The organism is Micrococcus sp. CS26, assembly GCF_055522295.1.
Map to the genome: position 1 here is coordinate 45,627 of NZ_JBVFVY010000002.1, position 21,106 is coordinate 66,732.

At 75.0% G+C, this 21,106-nt stretch carries 18 protein-coding genes; 7 read left to right on the plus strand and 11 right to left on the minus strand.

The genetic code is table 11. The features are described from left to right. Positions 1-124: 124 nt before the first annotated feature. The 3 genes from ACZ1IK_RS01120 to ACZ1IK_RS01130 form a co-directional block, all read right to left on the minus strand. Entirely contained in the window at positions 125-1,252 is a 1,128-nt protein-coding gene (locus ACZ1IK_RS01120; protein WP_230956258.1) for a type II secretion system F family protein, read from the minus strand. Further along, positions 1,249-2,574 (minus strand): CpaF family protein, encoded by a 1,326-nt coding sequence (locus ACZ1IK_RS01125; RefSeq protein WP_134377252.1) that lies wholly within the window; start codon positions 2,572-2,574, stop codon positions 1,249-1,251. The genes ACZ1IK_RS01120 and ACZ1IK_RS01125 overlap by 4 nt, the downstream gene beginning before the upstream one ends. A gap of 161 nt (positions 2,575-2,735) precedes the next feature. After that, complete coding sequence (locus ACZ1IK_RS01130; RefSeq protein WP_041103998.1) at positions 2,736-3,545, minus strand: NUDIX hydrolase; 810 nt, start codon at positions 3,543-3,545, stop codon at positions 2,736-2,738. Between the two features lie 36 nt (positions 3,546-3,581). Here ACZ1IK_RS01130 and ACZ1IK_RS01135 point away from each other — a divergent pair, with 36 nt between their 5' ends. Then, positions 3,582-4,787 (plus strand): NAD(P)-binding domain-containing protein, encoded by a 1,206-nt coding sequence (locus tag ACZ1IK_RS01135; protein ID WP_041103996.1) that lies wholly within the window; start codon positions 3,582-3,584, stop codon positions 4,785-4,787. A 21-nt stretch (positions 4,788-4,808) separates the two neighbouring features. Here the strand turns inward: ACZ1IK_RS01135 and nth are convergent, their stop codons facing one another. Further along, positions 4,809-5,615 carry an endonuclease III gene (gene nth, locus ACZ1IK_RS01140; RefSeq protein WP_250202880.1) on the minus strand — a complete coding sequence of 269 codons (807 nt, stop codon included), beginning with the start codon at positions 5,613-5,615 and terminating at the stop codon, positions 4,809-4,811. Positions 5,616-5,849: 234 nt separating this feature from the next. Between nth and acs the strand changes: the two genes are divergently transcribed. After that, complete coding sequence (gene acs, locus ACZ1IK_RS01145; protein ID WP_250202881.1) at positions 5,850-7,790, plus strand: acetate--CoA ligase; 1,941 nt, start codon at positions 5,850-5,852, stop codon at positions 7,788-7,790. Between the two features lie 75 nt (positions 7,791-7,865). On the opposite strand, the gene ACZ1IK_RS01150 is transcribed toward acs, so the two are convergent. The 4 genes from ACZ1IK_RS01150 to ACZ1IK_RS01165 form a co-directional block, all read right to left on the minus strand. After that, positions 7,866-8,336, minus strand: a complete 471-nt coding sequence (locus ACZ1IK_RS01150; protein ID WP_063189855.1) for a GntR family transcriptional regulator — start codon at positions 8,334-8,336, stop codon at positions 7,866-7,868. Beyond that, positions 8,308-8,493 (minus strand): methionine/alanine import family NSS transporter small subunit, encoded by a 186-nt coding sequence (locus ACZ1IK_RS01155; RefSeq protein WP_063189857.1) that lies wholly within the window; start codon positions 8,491-8,493, stop codon positions 8,308-8,310. Before ACZ1IK_RS01155 ends, ACZ1IK_RS01150 begins: the two co-directional genes overlap by 29 nt. 3 nt (positions 8,494-8,496) lie before the next feature. After that, positions 8,497-10,140 carry a sodium-dependent transporter gene (locus ACZ1IK_RS01160; protein ID WP_465098224.1) on the minus strand — a complete coding sequence of 548 codons (1,644 nt, stop codon included), beginning with the start codon at positions 10,138-10,140 and terminating at the stop codon, positions 8,497-8,499. Between the two features lie 119 nt (positions 10,141-10,259). Next, on the minus strand, positions 10,260-11,639 hold the full coding sequence (locus tag ACZ1IK_RS01165; protein WP_141843889.1) for a MarP family serine protease: 1,380 nt from the start codon (positions 11,637-11,639) through the stop codon (positions 10,260-10,262). A 174-nt stretch (positions 11,640-11,813) separates the two neighbouring features. On the opposite strand from ACZ1IK_RS01165, the gene ACZ1IK_RS01170 reads away from it, so the two are divergent. Further along, positions 11,814-12,491 carry a Crp/Fnr family transcriptional regulator gene (locus ACZ1IK_RS01170; RefSeq protein ID WP_002854021.1) on the plus strand — a complete coding sequence of 226 codons (678 nt, stop codon included), beginning with the start codon at positions 11,814-11,816 and terminating at the stop codon, positions 12,489-12,491. Between the two features lie 35 nt (positions 12,492-12,526). Here ACZ1IK_RS01170 and ACZ1IK_RS01175 read toward each other — a convergent pair whose 3' ends face one another. Genes ACZ1IK_RS01175 through ACZ1IK_RS01185 form a run of 3 tightly spaced genes read right to left on the minus strand, consistent with a single transcriptional unit; the run spans position 12,527 to position 14,083 of the window. Beyond that, positions 12,527-13,429 carry an NUDIX hydrolase gene (locus tag ACZ1IK_RS01175; protein WP_126860676.1) on the minus strand — a complete coding sequence of 301 codons (903 nt, stop codon included), beginning with the start codon at positions 13,427-13,429 and terminating at the stop codon, positions 12,527-12,529. Beyond that, a complete protein-coding gene (locus ACZ1IK_RS01180; RefSeq protein WP_020628330.1) occupies positions 13,419-13,919 on the minus strand; it encodes a RidA family protein in 501 nt (166 codons plus the stop codon). The genes ACZ1IK_RS01175 and ACZ1IK_RS01180 overlap by 11 nt, the downstream gene beginning before the upstream one ends. Continuing rightward, the gene (locus tag ACZ1IK_RS01185; protein WP_010080276.1) at positions 13,916-14,083 is read right to left on the minus strand and encodes a DUF4177 domain-containing protein; all 168 of its coding nucleotides are present in this window, start codon (positions 14,081-14,083) and stop codon (positions 13,916-13,918) included. The genes ACZ1IK_RS01180 and ACZ1IK_RS01185 overlap by 4 nt, the downstream gene beginning before the upstream one ends. A 68-nt stretch (positions 14,084-14,151) precedes the next feature. On the opposite strand from ACZ1IK_RS01185, the gene ACZ1IK_RS01190 reads away from it, so the two are divergent. Genes ACZ1IK_RS01190 through ACZ1IK_RS01205 form a run of 4 tightly spaced genes read left to right on the plus strand, consistent with a single transcriptional unit; the run spans position 14,152 to position 21,051 of the window. Continuing rightward, positions 14,152-16,335, plus strand: coding sequence for a transglycosylase domain-containing protein (locus ACZ1IK_RS01190; protein ID WP_465098225.1), 2,184 nt, complete (start codon positions 14,152-14,154; stop codon positions 16,333-16,335). Positions 16,336-16,340: 5 nt separating this feature from the next. Continuing rightward, positions 16,341-17,309 carry a metallophosphoesterase gene (locus tag ACZ1IK_RS01195; protein WP_465098226.1) on the plus strand — a complete coding sequence of 323 codons (969 nt, stop codon included), beginning with the start codon at positions 16,341-16,343 and terminating at the stop codon, positions 17,307-17,309. A gap of 41 nt (positions 17,310-17,350) precedes the next feature. After that, positions 17,351-19,189 (plus strand): ABC transporter ATP-binding protein, encoded by a 1,839-nt coding sequence (locus tag ACZ1IK_RS01200; protein ID WP_036338247.1) that lies wholly within the window; start codon positions 17,351-17,353, stop codon positions 19,187-19,189. Then, positions 19,186-21,051: an ABC transporter ATP-binding protein gene (locus ACZ1IK_RS01205; RefSeq protein ID WP_230278062.1), complete on the plus strand. Its 1,866-nt coding sequence runs from the start codon at positions 19,186-19,188 to the stop codon at positions 21,049-21,051. Before ACZ1IK_RS01200 ends, ACZ1IK_RS01205 begins: the two co-directional genes overlap by 4 nt. Positions 21,052-21,106: the final 55 nt, after the last annotated feature.

Consider the following 21,106-nt stretch of genomic DNA (forward strand, 5'->3'; position numbering starts at 1 on the left):
CCGGGCCGCTGGTCCCAGGCTGGCCCGGTGCGGGCCCCGCGCGCCGGGGGCGGTGCGGATCCGGGGATGGGGCGGGGCGAACGGGGCCCTGTGCAGGACCGGACGCCCCGGTGTCGCCGCCGCCTCAGCCCGGTCCCGCCCCGAGCAGGGCCATGACGACGGGCACAACGCCCCAGCACACGAAGGCGGGCAGCAGGCACAGCCCCAGCGGCATCACCAGGCGCACGGCCAGCTCCTCGGCCGCCCGTTCATCGGTCCGCCGGGTCTGCTGACGGACGGCGGCGGCGGTCTCGGCCAGCGTGCGGGCGCCGGCCATCCCGGACCGGTGCAGCGGACGCAGTCGGGCGGCGGTCTCGGCCCACACCGGGTCCGTGTCGAGGCCCACCCACGCCTCGTCCCAGTCCCGGCCCCAGAGCAGCAGCGCCGCCGTGGCCCGCAGGCCGCGGGCGCCCGGCAGGGTCCGGCCGAGGTCGTCCAGCGCGGCGGGCAGGGATCGGCCGGCGCTGAGCAGCGCCGCCAGCACGTCCAGCACGACGGCGGCGCCCACCGCCGCCGGCTCGCGCGCGGCCGCACGCAGCAGCAGGCGCGTCCAGGACCGCCCGGCCAGCCAGAACAGCAGCCCCACCGCGGCGACCACGGCACCGAAGGGCGAGCGGACCAGGTCCCACGGGGAGGTGCCGAGCAGCCACGCGAGGCCGAGGCCGCCCAGGGGCAGCCACTGCAGCAGTCGGGACGTCGCGCCCGGCCCCGCCGCGGCCGAGCGGCGGGCCCGGGCCGCGTCCACGTCCGCCTCGAGGCTGTGGGCCAGCCGCCGGGCCACGGCTGCGGGAGCGGCACCCGCCCGGGCCCCGGCCGCGAGCGCCGCATCGACCAACGCCCAGCCCGGGTCCCGTGCGGGGGTCCGCCAGGGCGGGGTCCCACCGCGGCGCGCCGCCTCCCCGGTCGGCGCAGGCGACGCCGGCACATCCCAGGCCAGCGCCTCGGCCCGGCGTCGGGCGTGGTGATGGGCGCAGCATGCGGCACCCGCCTCGCCCGGGCCCGACCCGCAGGCGGGCAGGGTGCACGCGGTCTCCCGCCAGGCCTGCTCCTCGGTCAGACCGGCCGCGACGAGGGCGGCCCAGCGGCGCAGCACGCCGACGAGCACCTCCGTCTCCTCCTCCGGCCTCGCCCGCCCGGCCCGCCAGGGCAGCAGCGCCACGGCACGCCCGGCGCGGGACCGCCGCGCCGGCCCGGTGGCCGTCGTCGGGCTCACCGGCCGCCCCGCCCCGCCAGCCGCGCCGCGAGCGCGGGCACGCCGGGTCCCTCGACGGTCCGCCCGCCCGTCGCCTCCGTCCCGGGCCGCCACGTGAGGGCGGGCAGCAGGGCGAACCCGTCGGCGCGCGGGTCCGGGACGGCGAGCTCGACGGGGTGCCGCCCGTGGCCGTCCCGGGCGACGTGCAGCACGGCGTCCACGCCGGCGCGGGCCTGCGCGGCCACCGTCTCGGGCCGCCAGCCGGCCAGGGAGGCCATGGCCGTCAGCCGGGCGGGCACCTCGGCGGCGGCGTTGGCGTGCAGGGTGCCCCACGCGCCCTGGTGTCCCGTGTTCAGGGCGGTGAGGACGTCGGCCACCTCGGCGCCGCGGCACTCGCCGACCACGAGCCGGTCCGGCCGCATCCGCAGCGCGTGGCGGACGAGCTCGGCCAGTCCGACCTCGCCGGCGCCCTCCGCGTTGGCGGCGCGGCACTGCAGTGCGACCACGTGCGGGTGATCGGGCGCGGCCTCGGCCGTGTCCTCCACGACGACGATCCGTTCGTCCCCCGGCACCCGGCCGAGGGCTGCGGAGAGCAGCGTGGTCTTGCCTGCCCCGGTCGCGCCGCTGACCAGGACGGTGGCACGGTCGCGCACGAGCGCCTCGAGGGCGTCGGCCCAGAGGGCGCCGTCCGGCCAGCCGTCGGCCAGCGCGGCCAGCGACGGCGTCGTCGCGGCCGGGATCCGCAGGCTCAGCAGGGTGCCGCCGCCACTGACCGGGGGCAGGACCGCGTGGACGCGCACGCCGCCCACGCGGGCGTCGGCCAGCGGCACCGCCGCGTCGAGGCGGCGGCCGGCCCGGTGCAGCAGCCGCACCGCGAGCTCCCGGGCGGTCTCGGGGTCGAGCCGACCGGGGCGGCGGACGAGGCCTTCGTCCCCGTCGGTCCACACCGCGCCCGCGCCGTCCACGAGCACGTCGGTCACGCCCGGGGTGCGCACCCAGGGTGCGAGCGGGCCGAAGCCGTCGAGCTCATCGACCAGCGCCGCCACGCGCGGGTCGTCGATCGGCGCATCGAGGGCCTCGGCGATCAGCGGGGCCAGCGGCGGCTCCGCCCCGTCGGCGGCCGACGCACGGGCCTCGGCCACGCGCCGGCGCACGACGGCGGCGTCCAGCCCGCCGGGGCCCGCTGCGGGTGTGGCCAGCGGCGGCGCGGCGACCTGCGTGCGTTCCGGCTCGGCCGGGTCAGTGCGGGGCCACGGGAACCGTCGGCCGACCTCGGGCGGGGCGAGGCGGGACCGTCGGCCCCGGGGCGGGCGGGCCGGGGCGGCGGGGACGAACGGGCGCATGGCGGACCTCCTGCGGGATGGGGGGCGGCCGCCGCGGTCCGCGGCCGCCGGCCCGTCCAGTCCACCGCCTCGCCCGCGCGCCCGCCTGCCCCGGTCGTCCGGCTGGGGACACGTGCCCACCCCCCGGCGCCTGTGCAGGAGCGGACGGCGCCGCGCAGCCGTCAACCGCGCAGGATCTCGTGGGTCCGCGCGTCGCGCACGCGGGAGTCGTCCCACGGCACGTCCCAGCCCAGCAGCGCCAGCACACGGTCCAGCAGCGCCGCCGTGAACCCCCACACCAGGCGCTCGCCCACGAGGAAGCCCGGCGTCTCGCCGCGGCGGCCGCCGGGCCGGGCCACGCGGCACCGGTTCGCGGGGTCCACCAGGTCCGCGACCGGCATCCGGAACACGGCCGCGGCCTCGGCCTGGTCGACCACCGCCACGCGACTGGGGTCCCGCCACCACCCGAGCACCGGGTGCACCACGTGCCCGGAGACCACCACCGGCACCGCCGGCAGCACGCCCAGGACCTCCACGCCGGCCGGGTCCAAGCCGGTCTCCTCCTGCGCCTCGCGCAGGGCCGTGGCCACGACGTCGGCGTCCTCGGGGTCGACGCGACCGCCGGGGAACGCGATCTGCCCGGCGTGCTGGCGCAGGGTGGCGGCGCGCTGGGTCAGCAGCACGTCCACGTGCGGGTGCACGCGCTCGGCGTCGTGACGGGCGGGGACGTCGTCGAGGGCGCCGAACAGGATCAGCACGGCGGAGGGGCGCGGATCGCCGGACCGGGGCCACTCGAAGCCCCACATCGGCACGGCCTCGGGCGGGATGGTGGTGAGCGAGGCCGGGTCGTGGTGACCGGGCGCGTCCGCAGGGGCCGTGCCCCACCGGGCCACGAGGTCCGCCAGCTGGTCCCGCGCACCCGTCAGCGACGCCTCGGACGTCCCGGCGGCGTCGCGGGAGGTCGGGCGGGGGCTCGCGGGGGTCTCAGGCATGGCCCCCACGCTAGCCGCCGGTCGTAGCCTCGGGGCATGACGGCTCCCCTGACCTCGCCCCCGGCGGACGCCGCGTCCCCGGATCCGGTGGACGTCGCGGTGATCGGCGCCGGACAGGCCGGACTGGCGGTCGGCTACTTCCTGGCCCGGGCCGCGCGGGACGTCGACCGCGGGCGCCGGCCGGGCCCGCCGCCGTCGTTCGTCCTGCTCGACGCGTCCGCCCAGCCCGGCGGCGCGTGGCCGCACCACTGGGACTCCCTGCGCCTGTTCTCCCCCGCCGAGCACTCCTCCCTGCCGGGCCGACCCATGCCGCCGTCGCCCGGTCCCGGCACCCCGGACGCCGGGCACGTCGTCGCCTACCTGGCCGACTACGAGGACCGCTACGGGCTGCCGGTGCGCCGGGGCGTGCGTGTCGCGGAGGTGACGCACGACGCCGCCGCGTCCCCGCCGTTCACCCTGCGGCTCGAGGACGGCACGGCCCTGAGCGCCCGGGCCGTGGTCTCCGCGACCGGCTCGTTCACCCGCCCGTTCGTGCCGGCCCTCCCGGGCGCCGACCGCTTCGGCGGCACGCAGCGGCACTCCGCCGCGTACCGCTCCCCCGACGCGTTCGCCGGGCGGCGCGTCCTCGTGGTGGGCGGCGGCAACTCGGGCGCCCAGATCGCGGCTGACCTGCTGCTGGCGGGTGTCGCCACCACGTGGGCCACCCGGCGTCCGCCCCGGTTCATGCCGGACGACGTGGACGGGCGGGTGCTCTTCGACCGGGCCTCGGCGCGCGTGCTGGGCCGCTCCGAGGCGCGCGTGGGCGACCTCGGGGACATCGTCATGGTGCCCTCGGTGATCCGCGCCCGCGACGAGGCCGGGCTCCACGCGGTCCCCGCGCCCACGGCGCTCACGCCGGAGGGCGTCCGTTGGGGCCACGACGCCGGCGCAAGCCACGGCTGGCCCGCCGCCAGCCGCGCCGCGGCCCGGGTGCGCGGGGCCGAGCACCCGGTGGATGACGTCGTCTGGTGCACGGGCTTCCGGGCGGACCTGCGCCATCTGCGGGGCCTCGAGCTGACCCGCCGCCCCTCCGGGGCGCCGGCGACGGAGCGTGCGCTGCCGACCGCCTCGGTGGACGTGCCGGGGCTGCACCTGCTCGGCTACGACGACTGGTGCGGGGCCGCCTCGGCCACGCTCGCGGGCGTGGGGGTGCACGCGCGCCGGGCCGTCGACGCGATCCTCGCGGGCCTCACCGCCGGCTGAGCGGGCGGGCAGGCTGAGCGCTCAGGCCTCCAGCCCGTGGCCGAGGGCGCGCAGCTCCCGGCGCGTCCGCCCCGCGCGCAGGAGCTCGAGCAGCTCCTCCCGGCCGGGCTTGAGCTCGTAGGCGAGCAGGGCGCGCGCCCGCTCGGGGTCGGTCTCCCCCGCGCCGTAGGACGGGCACCAGCGGGCGATCGGGCACGCCCCGCACGCCGGGCGGCGCGCGTGGCACACGCGGCGGCCGTGGAAGATCAGCCGGTGGGAGAGCATCGTCCAGTCCCGGCGCGGGAACAGGGCACCCACGGCGTGCTCGACCTTCACCGGGTCGGTCTCGTCCGTGAACCCCAGGCGCCGGGCGAGCCGGCCGACGTGCGTGTCCACGGTGATCCCGGGCTGGCCGAAGGCGTTGCCGAGCACCACGAACGCGGTCTTGCGCCCCACCCCGGGCAGCGCCACGAGGTCCTCGAGACGGGCGGGGACCTCGCCGTCGTGCCGGGCCACGAGCTCCTGGGACAGCCGCAGGATCGCGGAGGCCTTGTTCCGGTAGAACCCCGTGGAGCGCACGAGCTCCTGCAGCTCCGGCTCGGTGGCCGCGGCCATCGCATGGGCGTCCGGGAAGCGGGCGAACAGCGCCGGCGTGGCCGCGTTGACCCGCACGTCGGTGGTCTGGGCGGACAGCACCGTGGCCACGAGCAGCTCGAACGGCGTCTCGAAGTCCAGCTCGGCGACGGCGTACGGGTACGTCTCGGCCAGGATCCGGTTGATCCGCCGCGCCCGGCGCACCAGTGCCGGCCGGGTCTCCCCGGTCGGCGTGCCCGTCGACTCCGTCTCCATCCGCGCGTCCTCCCGCCCTCGTGCGATCCGCTCAGGTCCGACCATCCTAGGGAGCGGGGCGCGTGCCGACGTCCGCACCGCGTCCGGCCCCCGCTTCCGGGCACGATGCGACACACAGGACCCGAGGATTTGTGGCGACGACGCCGCGCGCGGCATGCTGAGGCGGGAGACTAGTGTGGGGCGCGTCACATCCGCGCCGCGCACTGACCGCACCACCCCGAAAGGACCCCGTCGATGGACGAGCAGATCCCCACGTTCCCGCCCCCGGCCGAGTTCGCCGCCCAGGCGGTGGCCGGAGCCGACCTGTACGAGGAGGCCGCCAAGGACCGCCTGGCCTACTGGGCCCGCCGCGCCCGCGAGGTCCTGCACTGGGAGCAGGACTTCACCGACGTCCTGGACTGGTCCGACGCACCCTTCGCGAAGTGGTTCGTCGGCGGCACCACCAACGCCGCGTACAACGCCCTGGACCGCCACGTCGAGGCCGGCCACGGCGACCGCGTGGCCATCCACTTCGAGGGCGAGCCCGGCGACACCCGGACCTACACCTACGCCGACCTGGCCGCCGAGGTCCGGCGCGCCGCCAACGCGTTCGAGTCCCTCGGCGTGACCAAGGGCGACCGCGTGGCCGTCTACCTGCCGATGATCCCCGAGGCCGTCATCACGATGCTCGCGTGCGCGCGCATCGGCGCGGTCCACTCCGTGGTGTTCGGCGGCTTCTCCTCCGACGCCCTGCGCTCCCGCGTGGACGACGCCGAGGCCAAGCTCGTCGTCACGGCCGACGGCTCCTTCCGCCGCGGCAAGCCCTCCATGCTCAAGCCCGCCGTGGACCAGGCCCTCTCCGCGCCCGGCCACACCGCCGAGCACGTGCTCGTGGTCCGCCGCAACGAGGCCGAGGTCGAGATGACCGAGGGCCGCGACCTGTGGTGGCACGACGTCGTGGACGGCCAGTCCGACGAGCACGAGCTCGTGTGGCACGACGCCGAGCACCCGCTCTACATCCTGTACACCTCCGGCACCACCGGGAAGCCGAAGGGCATCCTGCACACCACCGGCGGCTACCTCGTGCAGGCCGCGGTCACCCACCACGACACCTTCGACCTGCACCCGGAGTCGGACGTCTTCTGGTGCACCGCCGACGTCGGCTGGGTCACCGGGCACTCCTACGTCGCCTACGCACCGCTGGTCAACGGCGCCACCCAGGTGATCTACGAGGGCACCCCGGACTCCCCGCACCAGGGCCGCTGGTGGGAGATCGTGCAGAAGTACGGCGTGAGCATCCTCTACACGGCGCCGACGGCGATCCGCACGTTCATGAAGTGGGGCCGGCACATCCCGGACGAGTACGACCTCTCCAGCCTGCGCGTGCTCGGCTCCGTGGGCGAGGCCATCAACCCGGAGGCCTGGCTCTGGTACCACGAGGTCATCGGCGCCGGCCGCTGCCCCATCGTGGACACCTGGTGGCAGACCGAGACGGGCGCCCACATGCTCACCCCGCTGCCCGGCGTGACCACCCTCAAGCCCGGTTCCGCCCAGAGGCCGGTGCCCGGCGTCGTGCTGGAGGTCGTGGACGAGCTCGGCGAACCCATGACGGACACGAGCGCGGGCTTCCTCGTGGTGCGCGAGCCGTGGCCGTCCATGCTGCGCGGCATCTGGGGCGACCGGGAGCGCTTCAAGGAGACCTACTGGTCCCGCTTCCCCGGCATGTACTTCGCCGGCGACGGCGCCCGCTACGACGAGGACGGCGACATCTGGCTGCTGGGCCGCGTGGACGACGTCATGAACGTCTCCGGCCACCGCCTGTCCACCACCGAGATCGAGTCCTCCCTCGTGGCGCACCCGTCCGTGGCCGAGTCCGCGGTGGTCGGTGCGAAGGACGAGACCACGGGTGAGGCGGTCGTCGCGTTCGTCCTGCTCACCGCGGTCGCCGTCGCGGCCGACCGCGACGTCGCCGAGGTCGAGGAGGAGCTGCGGCAGCACGTGGGCAAGGACATCGGCCCCATCGCCAAGCCCAAGCGCGTGCTCGTGGTCCCCGAGCTGCCCAAGACGCGCTCCGGCAAGATCATGCGCCGTCTGCTCAAGGACGTGGCCGAGGGCCGCGACCCGGGCGACTCCACCACGCTGGCCGACCCCACGGTCATGCAGCGCATCGTGGAGACGCTCGCCCCGAAGGCCTGAGCCGGCACGACGACGCCGCCCCGGACCGCACGCTGCGTGCGGTCCGGGGCGGCGTCGTCGGTGGGCGGGCCCGCCTCAGGCGCGGGCGGCCGCGTCCCGGCGGACCAGCTCCACGGCCTCGTCGGGCGTGTACCCGAGGCGCTCGAGCAGGGTGTCCAGACAGCGCCGCACGGCCTGGTGCGCGGCGTCGGCGCGGGCGTCCGCCGAGGCGGCCACGAACGTGCCCGCGCGACCCCGGGTGCGGATGGTGCCGTGCGCCTCGAGCTCCTTGTAGGCCCGGGCCACGGTGCCCGGTGCCACGCCGAGCTCGGCGGCGAGCACGCGCACGGGCGGCAGTCGGTCCCCGCGGGCCAGGGATCCGGAGGCGACGCCGGCCAGGACCGCGTCCACGATCTGCCGGTAGGGCGGGGCCGGCAGGCTCGCGTCCACCGCCACGACCGGCAGGGAGGCGGAGACCACGCCCGCGGCCCCGTCGGCGACCGGGGCCGCCGCGAACGGACCGGGGAGCCTCATCGACTCACCGGTGCCGCGCGTCGAGACGGCCATCCTCGCGCTCCCGCACGGCGGGGGCCAGCTCGTCCTCGATGGCGAGGTCGCCCGAGGAGTCGTCCGGGTGGCGGAGCAGGTGGATGGCGGAGACCGCGAGGCCGCCCCACACCAGGAGGATGGCCAGGGACATCATGACGATCGCTGCGGTGCTCATCGGTCAGAGCTCCTTCCGGGTGGTGGCCGCGGGCACCACCGGCAGGGCGCCGGTGGGGACGGTGCCCTCGGGCACGGCGTTGTGCGGGATGAGGTCGCCGTGGATCTCGCTGTCCAGGTCCTCCGCGTAGAGGTTGGACTTGCGGGACCACGGGATCAGGGAGAGCAGGACGGCCAGGGCGACGGAGCCGAGCGCGATGCCCCAGCCGAAGACGCCGAGGAAGTCGCCCGGGTAGCCCTCATAGCCCTCCGCGATCACCTTCATGATCCAGGAGAGCCAGATGTAGGCGAGCACGATCGGCATGAGCACGCCGATCAGCAGCACGTACCCGCGGCCGACCTTGAAGGAGGAGACGGCGTTGAGGTGCGCCGTGATGCGGCGGGCCGAGCCCAGTGCGCCGGTGACCAGGAGCACCGACAGGAGCGCCGCGCCCACGATGCCGAAGTTGTTGGCGAACGCGTCCATGGTGTCGAGCATCTGCAGGCCCGTGGTGGTGGAGAACAGGGCGAGGGAGACCACCCCGGACAGGCCGATCACGACGATCGTGGCCGTCCAGCGGCCCCAGCCGAGCTTGTCCTTCACGGCGGAGATGACGACCTCGAGGATCGAGATCAGCGAGGTGAAGCCGGCGACCACGAGCGAGCCGAAGAACAGCACGCCGATCAGGGCGCCGAGCGGGGCCTGCGAGATCAGGGTGGGGAAGGCGATGAACGCCAGGCCGATGCCGCTGCCGGCCACCTCGGACACGGACACGCCGGAGGCCTGCGCCATGAAGCCCAGGGCGGAGAACACGCCGATGCCGGCCAGGATCTCGAAGCCCGAGTTGGAGAAGCCGACGACCAGGCCGGAGCCGGTGAGGTTCGTGCGGCGGTTGAGGTAGGAGGCGTAGGTGATCATGATGCCGAAGCCGACGGACAGCGAGAAGAAGATCTGACCGTAGGCGGCGATCCAGACGCCCGGGTCCGCGAGCGCGGCCCAGTTCGGCGTGAACAGCGCGTCCAGGCCCTGGGCGGCGCCCGGCAGGGTGAGGGCGATGCCGACGAGGACCAGGAACATCACGATGAGCAGCGGGATGCCGACCATCGAGGCCAGGGCCACGCCCCGGCGCACGCCGAAGCCCATGATGAGCAGCGTGATCACCCAGACGGCGAGCATGGGCCAGAAGACGCCCGAGACGACGTCGAAGGACGGGGACGGGTCGTCGGCGACCTGCAGGTAGTCGCCCATGAGGAAGGTCTCCGGGTCGTCGCCCCACCGCTGGTCCACGGAGAACCAGGTGTACATGATCGCCCAGCCGATGATCGCAGCGTAGTAGATCCCGATGACGACGCAGATGAGCACCTGCCACCAGCCGACGGTCTCGGTCCACCGGGACAGGCGCCGGAACGCCAGCGGCGCGGAGCCGCGGAAGCGGTGGCCGATCGCGTAGTCGAAGAACAGGAGCGGGATGCCCGCGGTGAGCAGCGCGATCAGGTAGGGGATGACGAACGCGCCGCCGCCGTTCTCATAGGCGACGTAGGGGAAGCGCCAGATGTTGCCGAGGCCCACGGCGGAGCCGATGGCCGCCAGGATGAAGGCCCACCGGCCGGCGAACTCCTCCCGGGTGCGCTTCGGCGCCGTGGCGGGCGCGGAGACGGTGCTGGACATGCAGGACCTCCGAGGGTCGGGGAAACTCGAGTGTGACGGATGCCACAATAGTCGACGCGGGCCGTTGCCGGACAGTCCGGTCCGGAATGCGGGCGTCAGGCGCGTGGCGCGGCGCCGGCTCAGCCGCCCGGGACGCAGTCCCCCGAGGGGACCGTGGCCGTCATCCCCGGGGCCGCGGCGACGACGGGGGCGATGGTGTCCGCCGTCAGGGCGTAGCCGACGGCGTCCGAGCCCGGGGCCCGGGCGAACACCAGACCGGCCAGGTTCCCGGCGGCGTCCACCACCGGGCCGCCCGAGTAGCCGTGGCGGATGTCCGCCGCGAGGGTGTAGACGTCCACCATGCTCGCGGCACCGGTCAGGACGTCGCCGAGCGGCACCTCGCCGACGGCCTGCACGGTCGCGGGGGTGGAGGCGAACGGGCCGCCGTCGGGATAGCCCAGGACGGAGGCCGACGCGCCGCCCGTCAGCTCGGCGCCGACCGGCATGACGGGCAGGTTCGCGTCGTCGACCGCCAGGACGGCGAGGTCGTGCGCCGTGTCCAGGTGGACGATCCGCGCCGCGTGCACGCCGCGGGCGCGGTCCGTCACGGTGGGGGCGTCCACGCCGAGGACCACGTGCGCGTTCGTGAGCACGCGGTCCGGGGCCACGGCCACGCCCGAGCCGCTCTGCACCTGGTTGCACTGCGCGGCCGTCCCGGTCAGCCGGACGACGGCGGCCGACGCCGAGGAGGCGGCGGGAGTCGAGGGGGCGGCCGTCGACGTCGACGAGGCGGGGGCGGTCGTCGTGGCCGACGGCGCGGCGGCCGTGGACGACGACGCCGCGGCGGCGTCGTCGGGCTCCTCGGGGGTCGCCGAGGCGGACGGGGCGGACGTCGCGGTGTCGGACGGGGAGGAGGCGGCCGAGGGCAGACCCGGCGTCGCGGCCGGGGCCGGGGCGGCGCGGACGCCGTCGTCGGACTCCGGGACGGGGGCGGGCAGCTCGAGCTCCGGCAGCACGTCCAGGTCGGCGACGGCGGAGCGCGAGCGGGCGGCCCAGGCCAGGAGCGAGTCGGGCATCACGGTGTCCAGCGCCGTGATCACCTGCGAGCGGTTCACCTCACGGGTGACCGCGGTGGAGCCGGAGGCCGCGATGGAGAACGCCACGAGCCAGAGGACGAGGGCGCCCGCGAGACCGGCGGCGAGCGCGCCGAGCAGGCGGTCGACGAGTCGCAGGGCCGGCAGGTTCACGCGCAGCCGGATCGCCTCGCCGATGGCGGCGCCCACGTACTGGCCCGCCGCCACGAGCAGGACGAGGGTGGCGATCAGCGCGGCCCACCGCCACTGCGGCGCGGTGACGAACTCCGCCACCTCCGGCAGGGCGTAGAACGCGATCGCGGCACCGCCGACCAGGCCGACGAGGTTGCCCAGCACCACCCACAGGCCGCGACGGTGGCCCTGGACCAGGAGCATCGCCAGCGCGACGATGAGCAGGACGTCCAGCCACGTCAGACCCAGCGGCATGGGCGACCTCCTTCGGATGCGACGGCACCGGCCACGCACGGGGACCGCCCGCGCGCCCGGTGGAGGATCCAGGGTATCGGCCCGCACGGGGGTATGGGGCACAATGGACGCCAGTGAACCGGGCGGCTCCTCCGCCGCGGTGTGAGGAACTGCCCACAGAGAGGACACGCACACATGGATCTCGAGGTTCTGCGGAAGGCTCCGCTGTTCACCAACCTGGACGACGAGGTGTTCGCCATCCTCACCTCGGAGCTGACCGAGGTGGAGCTCTCCCGCGGCGCGTCCGCGTTCCACGAGGGCGACCAGGGCGATCAGCTGTACGTGATCATGTCCGGCAAGATCAAGCTCGGCCGCACCGCTTCGGACGGCCGCGAGAACCTCGTGGCCGTGCTCGGCCCCGGCGAGATCTTCGGCGAGATGGCCCTGTTCAACCCCGCCCCGCGCAACGCCACCGCCACCGCGGTGTCCGCCACGCGCCTGGCCGGTCTGCGCCATGAGAACCTGCGCCGCGCCATCGCCTCGTCGCCGGATGTGTCGGTCCAGCTGCTCCAGGCCCTGGCCCAGCGCCTGTCCAAGACCAACGAGTCCCTGGCGGACCTGGTGTTCTCGGACGTGCCGGGCCGCGTGGCCAAGGCGCTCCTGGACCTCGCGGACCGCTTCGGCCGGCCGGCCGCGGACGGCCTGCTGGTGGCGCACGACCTCACGCAGGAGGAGCTCGCCCAGCTGGTGGGCGCGTCCCGCGAGACCGTGAACAAGGCCCTGGCCGAGTTCGTCCAGCGCGGCTGGATCCGCCTGGAGAACCGCGCCGTGGTCATCCTGGACCTGCAGCGTCTGCGTCAGCGTTCGCGCTGACGCCCCCCGCCCTGCCGTGGAGCGGGCCACCCCGGTCAGTCCCGGGTGGCCCGCTCCACGCGCATCCGGGGGGTGCCGTCGTCGCCGGCCTCGGTGACCAGGTGGTATTCCGGCACGGGGCCGCGCCGGGCACAGGGCGTGACGGAGAGCAGGAAGGCGGCGGCCGTCCGGTGTGCCGCGACCCGACGCACGATCACCTGCGTCAGCGGGGTCGCCACCTGGTCGAAGGGTGCCGTGCCCTCCGCCCCGGCGGGTCCGGGCAGCCGCAGCGGGCCGGCGAGCGCGCGACGCGCGGACACCCACGCCTGAAGTTCGGGACCGGGTTCCTCGGATGCCGGCGCGGACTGCAGCGGTGGGGTCATCGTGGCGAACACGGCCGTGTCGAAGCGTCGGTGGACGTGGGGCGCGGATCGCCAGCGCATGACGGGGCGCAGCAGGTCGGCGCGCACCCCGAGGCCACGCGCGGCCAGCAGATGGGGCAGACTCTCCGAGCCCTCCTCGAGGGAGCTGCGGCCCCCGCCCCAGGTCTCGATGCGCGCCGTGGACACGACGTCCGTGTCGGAGCGACCGGCGAGGAGCACTCCGGCCTCGTCGTGGAGCTCACGGACGGCGGCCACCACGTGCTGCCGCGCACGCCGCCGGTCCGTGGTCCCGAACGTGCGGGCCCACTGGGAGGGCTCGGGCCCGTACCACGGGCAGGAGTCGGCGTCGGACTCGATGAGCGCGCCGCCGGGCAGACCCACGCGGCCGAGCGGGGTGCGTCCCGCGCGGTGACGGAGGAAGACCTCCGGGCCGTCGTCGCCGTCCCGCACGAGCACGACGGACGACCCGGGCCGGGCGGGGCGGACCTGGCGGAAGCGCCGGTCCAGCCACTGGCGGGTGAGGTCCTCCTCCTGCCCCGGGACCGGCAGCAGCAGGCCGGCCGGGTCAGCGGACACGGACGGTGATCTCCACCTCGACGGGAGCGTCCATGGGCAGCACGGCCACGCCGACGGCGGAGCGCGCGTGGCGGCCGGCCTCGCCGAAGATCTCGGCCAGCACGTCCGAGGCGCCGTTCACCACGCCGGGCTGACCGGTGAACGCGGGGTCGGAGGCCACGAAGCCGACGACCTTGACGACCTGGGCGACCCGGTCCAGGTCGCCCACCAGCTCGTGCACCGCGGCCACCGCGTTCACGGCGCATGCTCGCGCGAGCTCCTGGGCGCGTTCGGGGGTGACCTCCGCGCCCACCTTGCCGGTGGCGGGCAGGGCGCCGGCCACGAAGGGGAGCTGGCCGGAGGTCAGCACGAGGTCGCCGTCCCGCAGCGCCGGGACGTAGGAGCCGACCGGCGCCGCGACGGCGGGTCGGTCGATGCCGAGCTCCGCGAGGCGGGCCGCGACGGCGCCGTCGCCCCAGGTGGGGGCCGAGGACTGCTCCGTCACGTTCACGCCGCCTTCGGACGCTTGAGGTAGGCCACGGGGTTGTTCCCCTCGGGGCCCGGGATCACCGTGACGAGCTCCCAGCCGTCCTCGCCCCACTGGTCGAGGATCTGCTTGGTCGCGTGGATGAGGAGGGGGATCGTGGCGTACTCCCACTGCGTCTGCTGAGTCATGGGACCCACCCTAGCCACCGGCGCAGACCCCGGAAGAGGTCCCAGGCGCCCGCGCTACACTCGCGCCCATGGCCTCCCGCACGACCCGCTTCCCCGCGCCCTCGAGCGCCCTCGGCCGCCTCCTCGCCTTCGTGGGCCTCTCGGCGGTGGCCGGCCTGCTCGTGGCGGCCCTCCTGCTGCCCGTCGCGGGCCTGGCCGGTGTCGCCGCCGCGTCGGGCCGGGAGATGCTGGACGAGCTGCCGGACGAGCTGCCCACGGAGCCGGTCTCCGTGCCGTCGCGCATCCTCTCGGAGGACGGTGAGGAGATCGCCGTCTTCTACGAGGAGAACCGCACCCCGGTCCCGCTGGACGAGATCTCGGAGCACATGCAGCACGCGATCGTGGCCATCGAGGACGAGCGCTTCTACGATCACGACGGCGTGGACGCGCGCGGCCTCATCCGCGCGACCGTGAACAACGCCACCTCCGACTCCACGCAGGGCGCCTCCACCCTCACCCAGCAGTTCGTGAACAACATGCTGGTGAACGTGCAGCAGATCCGCGGCGACTCCCGCCTCACCCTCTCCGGCTCCAAGAACATCGCGGACAAGGTCAAGGAGATCAAGCTCGCCGTCGCCGTCGAGAAGCAGATGTCGAAGGACGAGATCCTCGAGGGCTACCTCAACATCGTGCTGTTCTCCGGCCGCGCCTACGGCGTCGAGGCCGCCTCGCAGTACGTGTTCGGCAAGTCCGCCGCCGACCTGGAGAGCTGGGAGGCCGCCACGCTGGCCGGCATGGTCCAGTCCCCCACCCGGTTCAACCCGGCCCGCAATCCGGAGGAGGCCACGGAGCGGCGCAACCTCGTGCTGAACGCGATGAAGGACAACGGCTACCTCTCCCAGGAGGAGTACGACCACGCCGTCGCCCAGCCGATGGAGGTGGTGATGGAGTCCCGCCCCTCGGGCTGCCTCTACGCCAAGTTCGGCGCCTACTTCTGCGACTACGTGGAGCGGCAGATCCTTGCCGACCCCACGTTCGGCCCGGACGTCCAGTCCCGCCAGGCCCTGCTGGACCGCGGCGGACTCACCATCCGCACGACGATCGACTCGACGCTCCAGAAGGAGACCGAGAAGAACCTGCGCGCCTCCGTGCCCAACAACGAGTCGCTGGGCGCCGGCCACGCGCTCACCTCGGTGGAGGCCGGCACCGGCAACATCCGCACCATGGCCCAGAACACCGAGTACGCCATCCAGGACGAACTCGGCCACACCTCGCTGAACTTCAATGTGGACAAGCAGTGGGGCGGCGGCCAGGGCTTCCAGGCAGGCTCCACGCTCAAGCCCTTCGTGGCCCTGACGTGGCTGCGTAACGGCAACCGCCTGGTCGACTCCGTGGACGCCTCCCGGAACGTCTACCCCACGGGCACGCGCTTCGCGGCCTCGTGCCGCCCGGGCGGCTACACCACGATCGGCGGCACCTGGCAGTTCAAGAACGTGATCCCCGACATGCTGCGGCAGGTGCGCGTGGACGAGGGCCTCTTCTGGTCCGTGAACACCCCGACCGTCGCCACCGCGTACCAGCTGGACCTGTGCGACATCACGAGCCTCACCACCCAGCTGGGCATCACCCGCGCCCTGGACAGCTCCCCGCTGCAGCCGGACGACCCGTCCTTCCTGCTCGGCAAGGACTCGGTGGCACCGCTGTCCCTGGCCGGCGCGTACGCCGCCATCGCCGCGAACGGCCTGTACTGCGAGCCGCGCGCCATCCTGGAGGTCACGGACACCGCCGGCAACCAGTACGACGTCGCCGGCCCGCAGTGCGATCAGGTCATCGACCCGGACCACGTCCGGGAGCTGATGCCGGTCCTGCGCCACATCGGCGGCTTCAACATCGCCGAGGAGGGCGCCGGCTACGAGTTCGGCGGCAAGACGGGCACGAACGACAACGTGTCCTCCACGTGGTTCGTCGGATTCACCAGCAAGCTGGCCACCGCCGTGTGGACCGGCCGCTACAACAACCTGAAGTCCATGACGGGCGAGACCGTCAACGGCGAGGTCCGCAGCCCGTTCTACTCGACCTCCATCAACGGCCCGTCCTGGCTCGAGTACAACCAGTTGGCCAAGGAGAAGTTCCCGCCGGGTGAACTGCCCGAGTGGGACGGCCCGCAGTCGGAGGACCCGGGCGAGGCCGGCGAGCACCCGGACGGACGCCAGTTCACCATCGACGACCTGGACCGGGGCGGGCCGCAGCCCCAGGCGGTCCCGGGCTTCTGACCGCGATGCGCCCCGCCGCCTCCCCCGCCCGGCGCATGTTCCGCGCCGCAGCGCCTGCCGCCGCCGGGCTGGCCGCGACGGCGGGCCTCGGCCTGGCCTGGGGCCTCGCCGAGGCCGAGGCCAGGACGGTGCGCACGCACCGACTGGCCGTGCTGCCGGCCGGGTCGGCGCCGCTGCGGGTGCTGCACCTCTCGGACATCCACCTGCTGCCCCGGCACCGGGCCAAGCGGGCGTGGCTGCGCGGATTGGCTGCGCTCGAGCCGGACCTCGTGGTCAACACGGGTGACAACGTGTCCGCCGCGGCGTCGGTGCCGCTCGTGCTCGACGCGCTCGGGCCGCTGCTGGCGCGGCCCGGCGTGTTCGTGCCCGGCTCCAACGACTACTACGCGCCCAAGGCGGCCAACCCCCTCCGGTACTTCGCGGGCCCCTCGCGCATGGACGCGGACCGGCCCCGGCTTCCCTCCGACGTCCTGTTCGGCGCGTTCCGCGCCGCCGGCTGGGCCGACCTGACGAACCGGGGCGCCGCCCTGGCCGTGCCGACCCGCGCCGGGACCACGCTCGAGGTCCTCGCCGCCGGCACCGACGACCCGCACCTCGGTCTGGACGCCTGGGCCGGCTTCCCCGGCGCCGCACCCGACGAGAACGCCGGGCGGCCCGGTGACGACGGGCGGTTCCGGCTGGGCGTCACCCACGCCCCGTACCGCCGCGTGCTGGACGCCATGACCGCCGACGGCGCCGACCTGCTGCTCGCCGGCCACACCCACGGCGGGCAGGTGTGCGTGCCGTTCCTCGGTGCGCTCGTCACCAACTGCGACCTGCCGCGCCGACAGGCCTCCGGGGTCTCGACGTGGACGGCCGCGGGGCGGACCGTCCCCCTCGAGGTGTCGGCCGGCCTGGGGACCGCGCCGTCCGCGCCCGTGCGGTTCGCGTGCCGGCCCGAGGCCGTGGTGCTGGACCTGGTCCCGCGGGGCTGAGCCGCCTGTCCCGTCCGGGGCCGCGGGTACAGTGGGGCCCCGTGACCCGCGCCACCTCTCCCGACGCCTCGTCCCTGCGTGACGCCCTGGGCGGGATCGCACCGTACCTCGAGGGCGTGCGGGCGCGCTGGGTGCTCGGGCTCGCCTCGGCCACGGCGGCGGGCCTCGTGGCCCTGGCCATCCCGCAGGTCATCCACCTGCTCGTGGACACCGTGTTCACGCAGACTGTGCTCGCCGGGCCCTCCTCCCCCGACTCCCGCGCGGACGTGTGGCGGGCCGCCGGCCTACTCACCGTGCTCGGCCTCGCCGAGGCCGCGTTCATCGGCCTGCGCCGGTACTTCATCCTCCCGCCGGCCGCCGGGGTGGAGAACCGGGCGCGCATCGCCCTGTTCGAACGGCTCCAGCGCCTGCCGGTGGCGTTCCACGACGCGTGGCCCTCGGGGCAGCTGCTCTCCCGGGCCCAGGGCGACCTCTCGCTGCTGCGGCGGTGGATCGCGTTCGGCTCGGTCATGCTCGTGGTGGACGTGGTGACCATCGCCGTCGGCCTCGTCCTGCTGTTCCTGCTGTCCTGGCAGCTGGCCCTGCTCTACCTCGCCGCGGCCGTGCCGATCATGTGGGCGTCGTTCGGGTTCCGCAACGACTTCCGCGCCGCGTCCCGGCTCTCCCAGGACCAGGCCGGGGACCTCGCCACGTCCGTCGAGGAGTCGGTGCACGGCATCCGCGTCCTCAAGGCGTTCGGCCGCGGCGCGCACGCCCTCGACGGCTTCCGCGGGCGCGCCCGCACGCTGCAGGGCACCGAGGTGCACAAGGCCTCGGTGCTGGCCCGGTTCATCGCGCTCATCGTGGCCCTGCCGGAGACGGTGCTGGGCCTGGGCCTCGCCCTGGGCCTGTGGCTCGTGGCGACCGGGGAGCTGACGGTGGGCGCGCTCGCCGCCTACTTCGCCACCGCGGCCGTGCTGGCCGGGCCGGTCGAGTCGGTGGGCCAGCTGATGGGCATGACGCTCTCGGCCCGCACGGCGATCGACCGCCACGTGGACGTCCTCGCCACGCCCGTGGACATCGCCTCGCCCACCGGGGAGGCCGCCGTCGTGCCCCCGGCCACCGGCGCGCTCGCGTTCCGCGGGGTGCGCTTCCGCTGGCCGGACGCGGACCCGGGGCGCGGGGAGCGCGACCTGCTCGACGGCGTCGACCTCGAGCTGGTGCCCGGCGAGACGATGGCCCTGGTCGGCGCGACCGGCGCCGGCAAGTCGACGCTGCTGCAGCTGGTCCCCCGGCTGCTCGACGTCACGGCGGGCTCCGTCTGCGTGGACGGGGTGGACGTGCGCCGGATGCCGCTCGAGGAGCTGCGCCGGCGGGTGTCCGTGGCGTTCGAGGACGCCACGCTGTTCTCCGCGACCATCCGGCAGAACGTGCTGCTCGGCGCCCCGGCGGACGTGCTCGCGGACGGCCTCCACTCCCCCGCGGCGGACGCCCTGCTCGACCTCGCGCTCGAGACCGCGCAGGCGGGCTTCGTGGCGGACCTGGCGGACGGCGTCGAGACCGAGATCGGCGAGGAGGGCCTCAGCCTCTCCGGCGGACAGCGCCAGCGGATCGCCCTCGCCCGCGCGATCGCGGCGCGCCCGGACGTGCTCGTGCTGGACGACCCCCTCTCCGCCCTCGACGTGCGCACCGAGGAGACCGTGACCGCGCGCCTGCGCGAGGTCCTCGACGGGACGACCACCCTGATCGTGGCGCATCGTCCCTCCACCGTGGCCCTGGCGGACCGGGTCGCGGTGCTGGCGGACGGGCGGATCGAGGACGTGGGGACGCACCCCGAACTGCTGGCCCGCAGCGCCGTGTACCGGCACATCATCTCGAGCCGACCGGAGGAGCAGGCATGAGCGCCGCCGACGTGAGCCGCGTGCGCGGCGTGGGGGCCGAAGAGGACCTCGACTACACCCGCGCGGAGCGCCGCCACATCCGGCGCCGGTCCTTCCGGCTGCTCGGCGAGCTCGCGCGGCCGGTCCGGGGGACGCTGCTGGTCACCGTGGTCTTCGTGCTCGTGTCCAACGCGGCGCGGGCGGCCGGGCCGCTGATCATCGCCTGGGCGATCGACGCGGAGCTGCCGCGCGTCGTCGAGGCCGTGCGGGCCGGCGAGTCCGTCTGGCCCATCCTCGTCCCCGTGGGCGGGGCGTACGTGGCGGCGGCCCTCGTCTCCGGGGGCCTGCTGGGGGCGTACACGTGGCTCACCGCGCGGGCCAGCCAGGCCATGCTGCTCAGCCTGCGGCTGCGCGTGTTCCGGCACACGCAGCGGCTGAGCCTCGGGTTCCACGAGCGGTACACGTCCGGGCGGGTGATCTCGCGGCAGACCTCGGACCTGGAGGCGCTGCGGGAGCTGCTGGACCAGGGCGTGTCCTCGCTCGTGTCCGGGCTGATGTTCATGTCGTTCACCGCGGCGTCCATCCTGCTGCTGGACCCGCCGTCGTTCCTCGTGCTGCTGGGCGCGGCCGTGCCGGTGGCGATCGTGACGCGCTGGTACCAGGTGCGGTCCGAGGAGGCGTACCGGCGGTCGCGGGTGTCCTCGGCGCGGTCGATCGTGCACTTCGTGGAGACCATGACCGGCATCCGCGCGGTCCAGGCCTTCCGGCGGGAACGGGACAACGACGCGCGGTACCGCGACTTGGCCACGGCCTACCGGGACGACATGGTGGCCACGCTCAACCTGTTCGGCATCCTGCAGCCGGTGCTCGTGGCGACGGGCAACCTGACGGTGGCGGCGCTGCTCGTGACCGGGGGCCTGCGCGTGCTCGACGGCGACCTCGAGGTGGGGGTGCTCGTGGCGCTCCTGCTGGCCGGACGGCGCGTGTTCCAGCCCATGGAGATGGTGGCGATGTTCTACTCGTCGCTGCAGTCCGCGACGGCGGCGCTCGAGAAGGTCTCCGGCCTGCTCGAGGAGGAGCCCACCGTGGTGGAGGCCGCCGAGCCCACGCCGCTGCCCGGGGCCGACGCTCCGGGGACGGGCGTGGCGTCCGGGCGGGTGGAGTTCCGGGACGCGGTGTTCAGCTACGGGCCGGACCGGGTGGTGCTGCCGGAGTTCGACCTCGTGATCCCGGCCGGGCAGACCGTGGCCGTGGTGGGCCAGACGGGTGCGGGCAAGTCGACGCTGGCCAAGCTCATCGCCCGGTTCTACGACGTCTCTGCCGGCTCGCTGACGCTGGACGGGGTGGAGCTGCGCGAACTCAGCCAGGCGGATCTGCGGCGCAACGTGGTGATGGTGACCCAGGAGGCGTTCCTGTTCTCCGGGTCGATCGCGGAGAACATCGCCCTCGGCCGGCCCGACGCCACCGAGGCCGAGATCCAGGCGGCCGCCCGGGCGGTGGGGGCGCACGACTTCATCCTGGGGCTGCCCGAGGGCTACGCGACCGACGTCGCCAAGCGCGGCGGGCGGCTGAGCGCGGGACAGCGGCAGCTCGTGTCGTTCGCGCGGGCGTTCCTCGCGGACCCCGCCGTGCTGATCCTGGACGAGGCGACGTCGTCGCTGGACCTGCCGAGCGAGCGACTCGTGCAGGCCGGGCTGGAGCGGCTGCTGGGGAACCGGACGGCGCTGATCATCGCCCACCGGCTCAGCACCGTCGAGACCGCCGACCGGGTGCTCGTGATGCACGATGGCCGGATCATCGAGGACGGCAGCCCCGCCGAGCTGGTGGCGGCCGACGGCCGGTTCGCGGCGCTGCACCGGGCCTGGGAGGACTCGCTCGCCTGATGGGTGGCGCGCCCGACGCGCTTTCGAACGTGGCAGAGGGCCTACCCCACGTTCG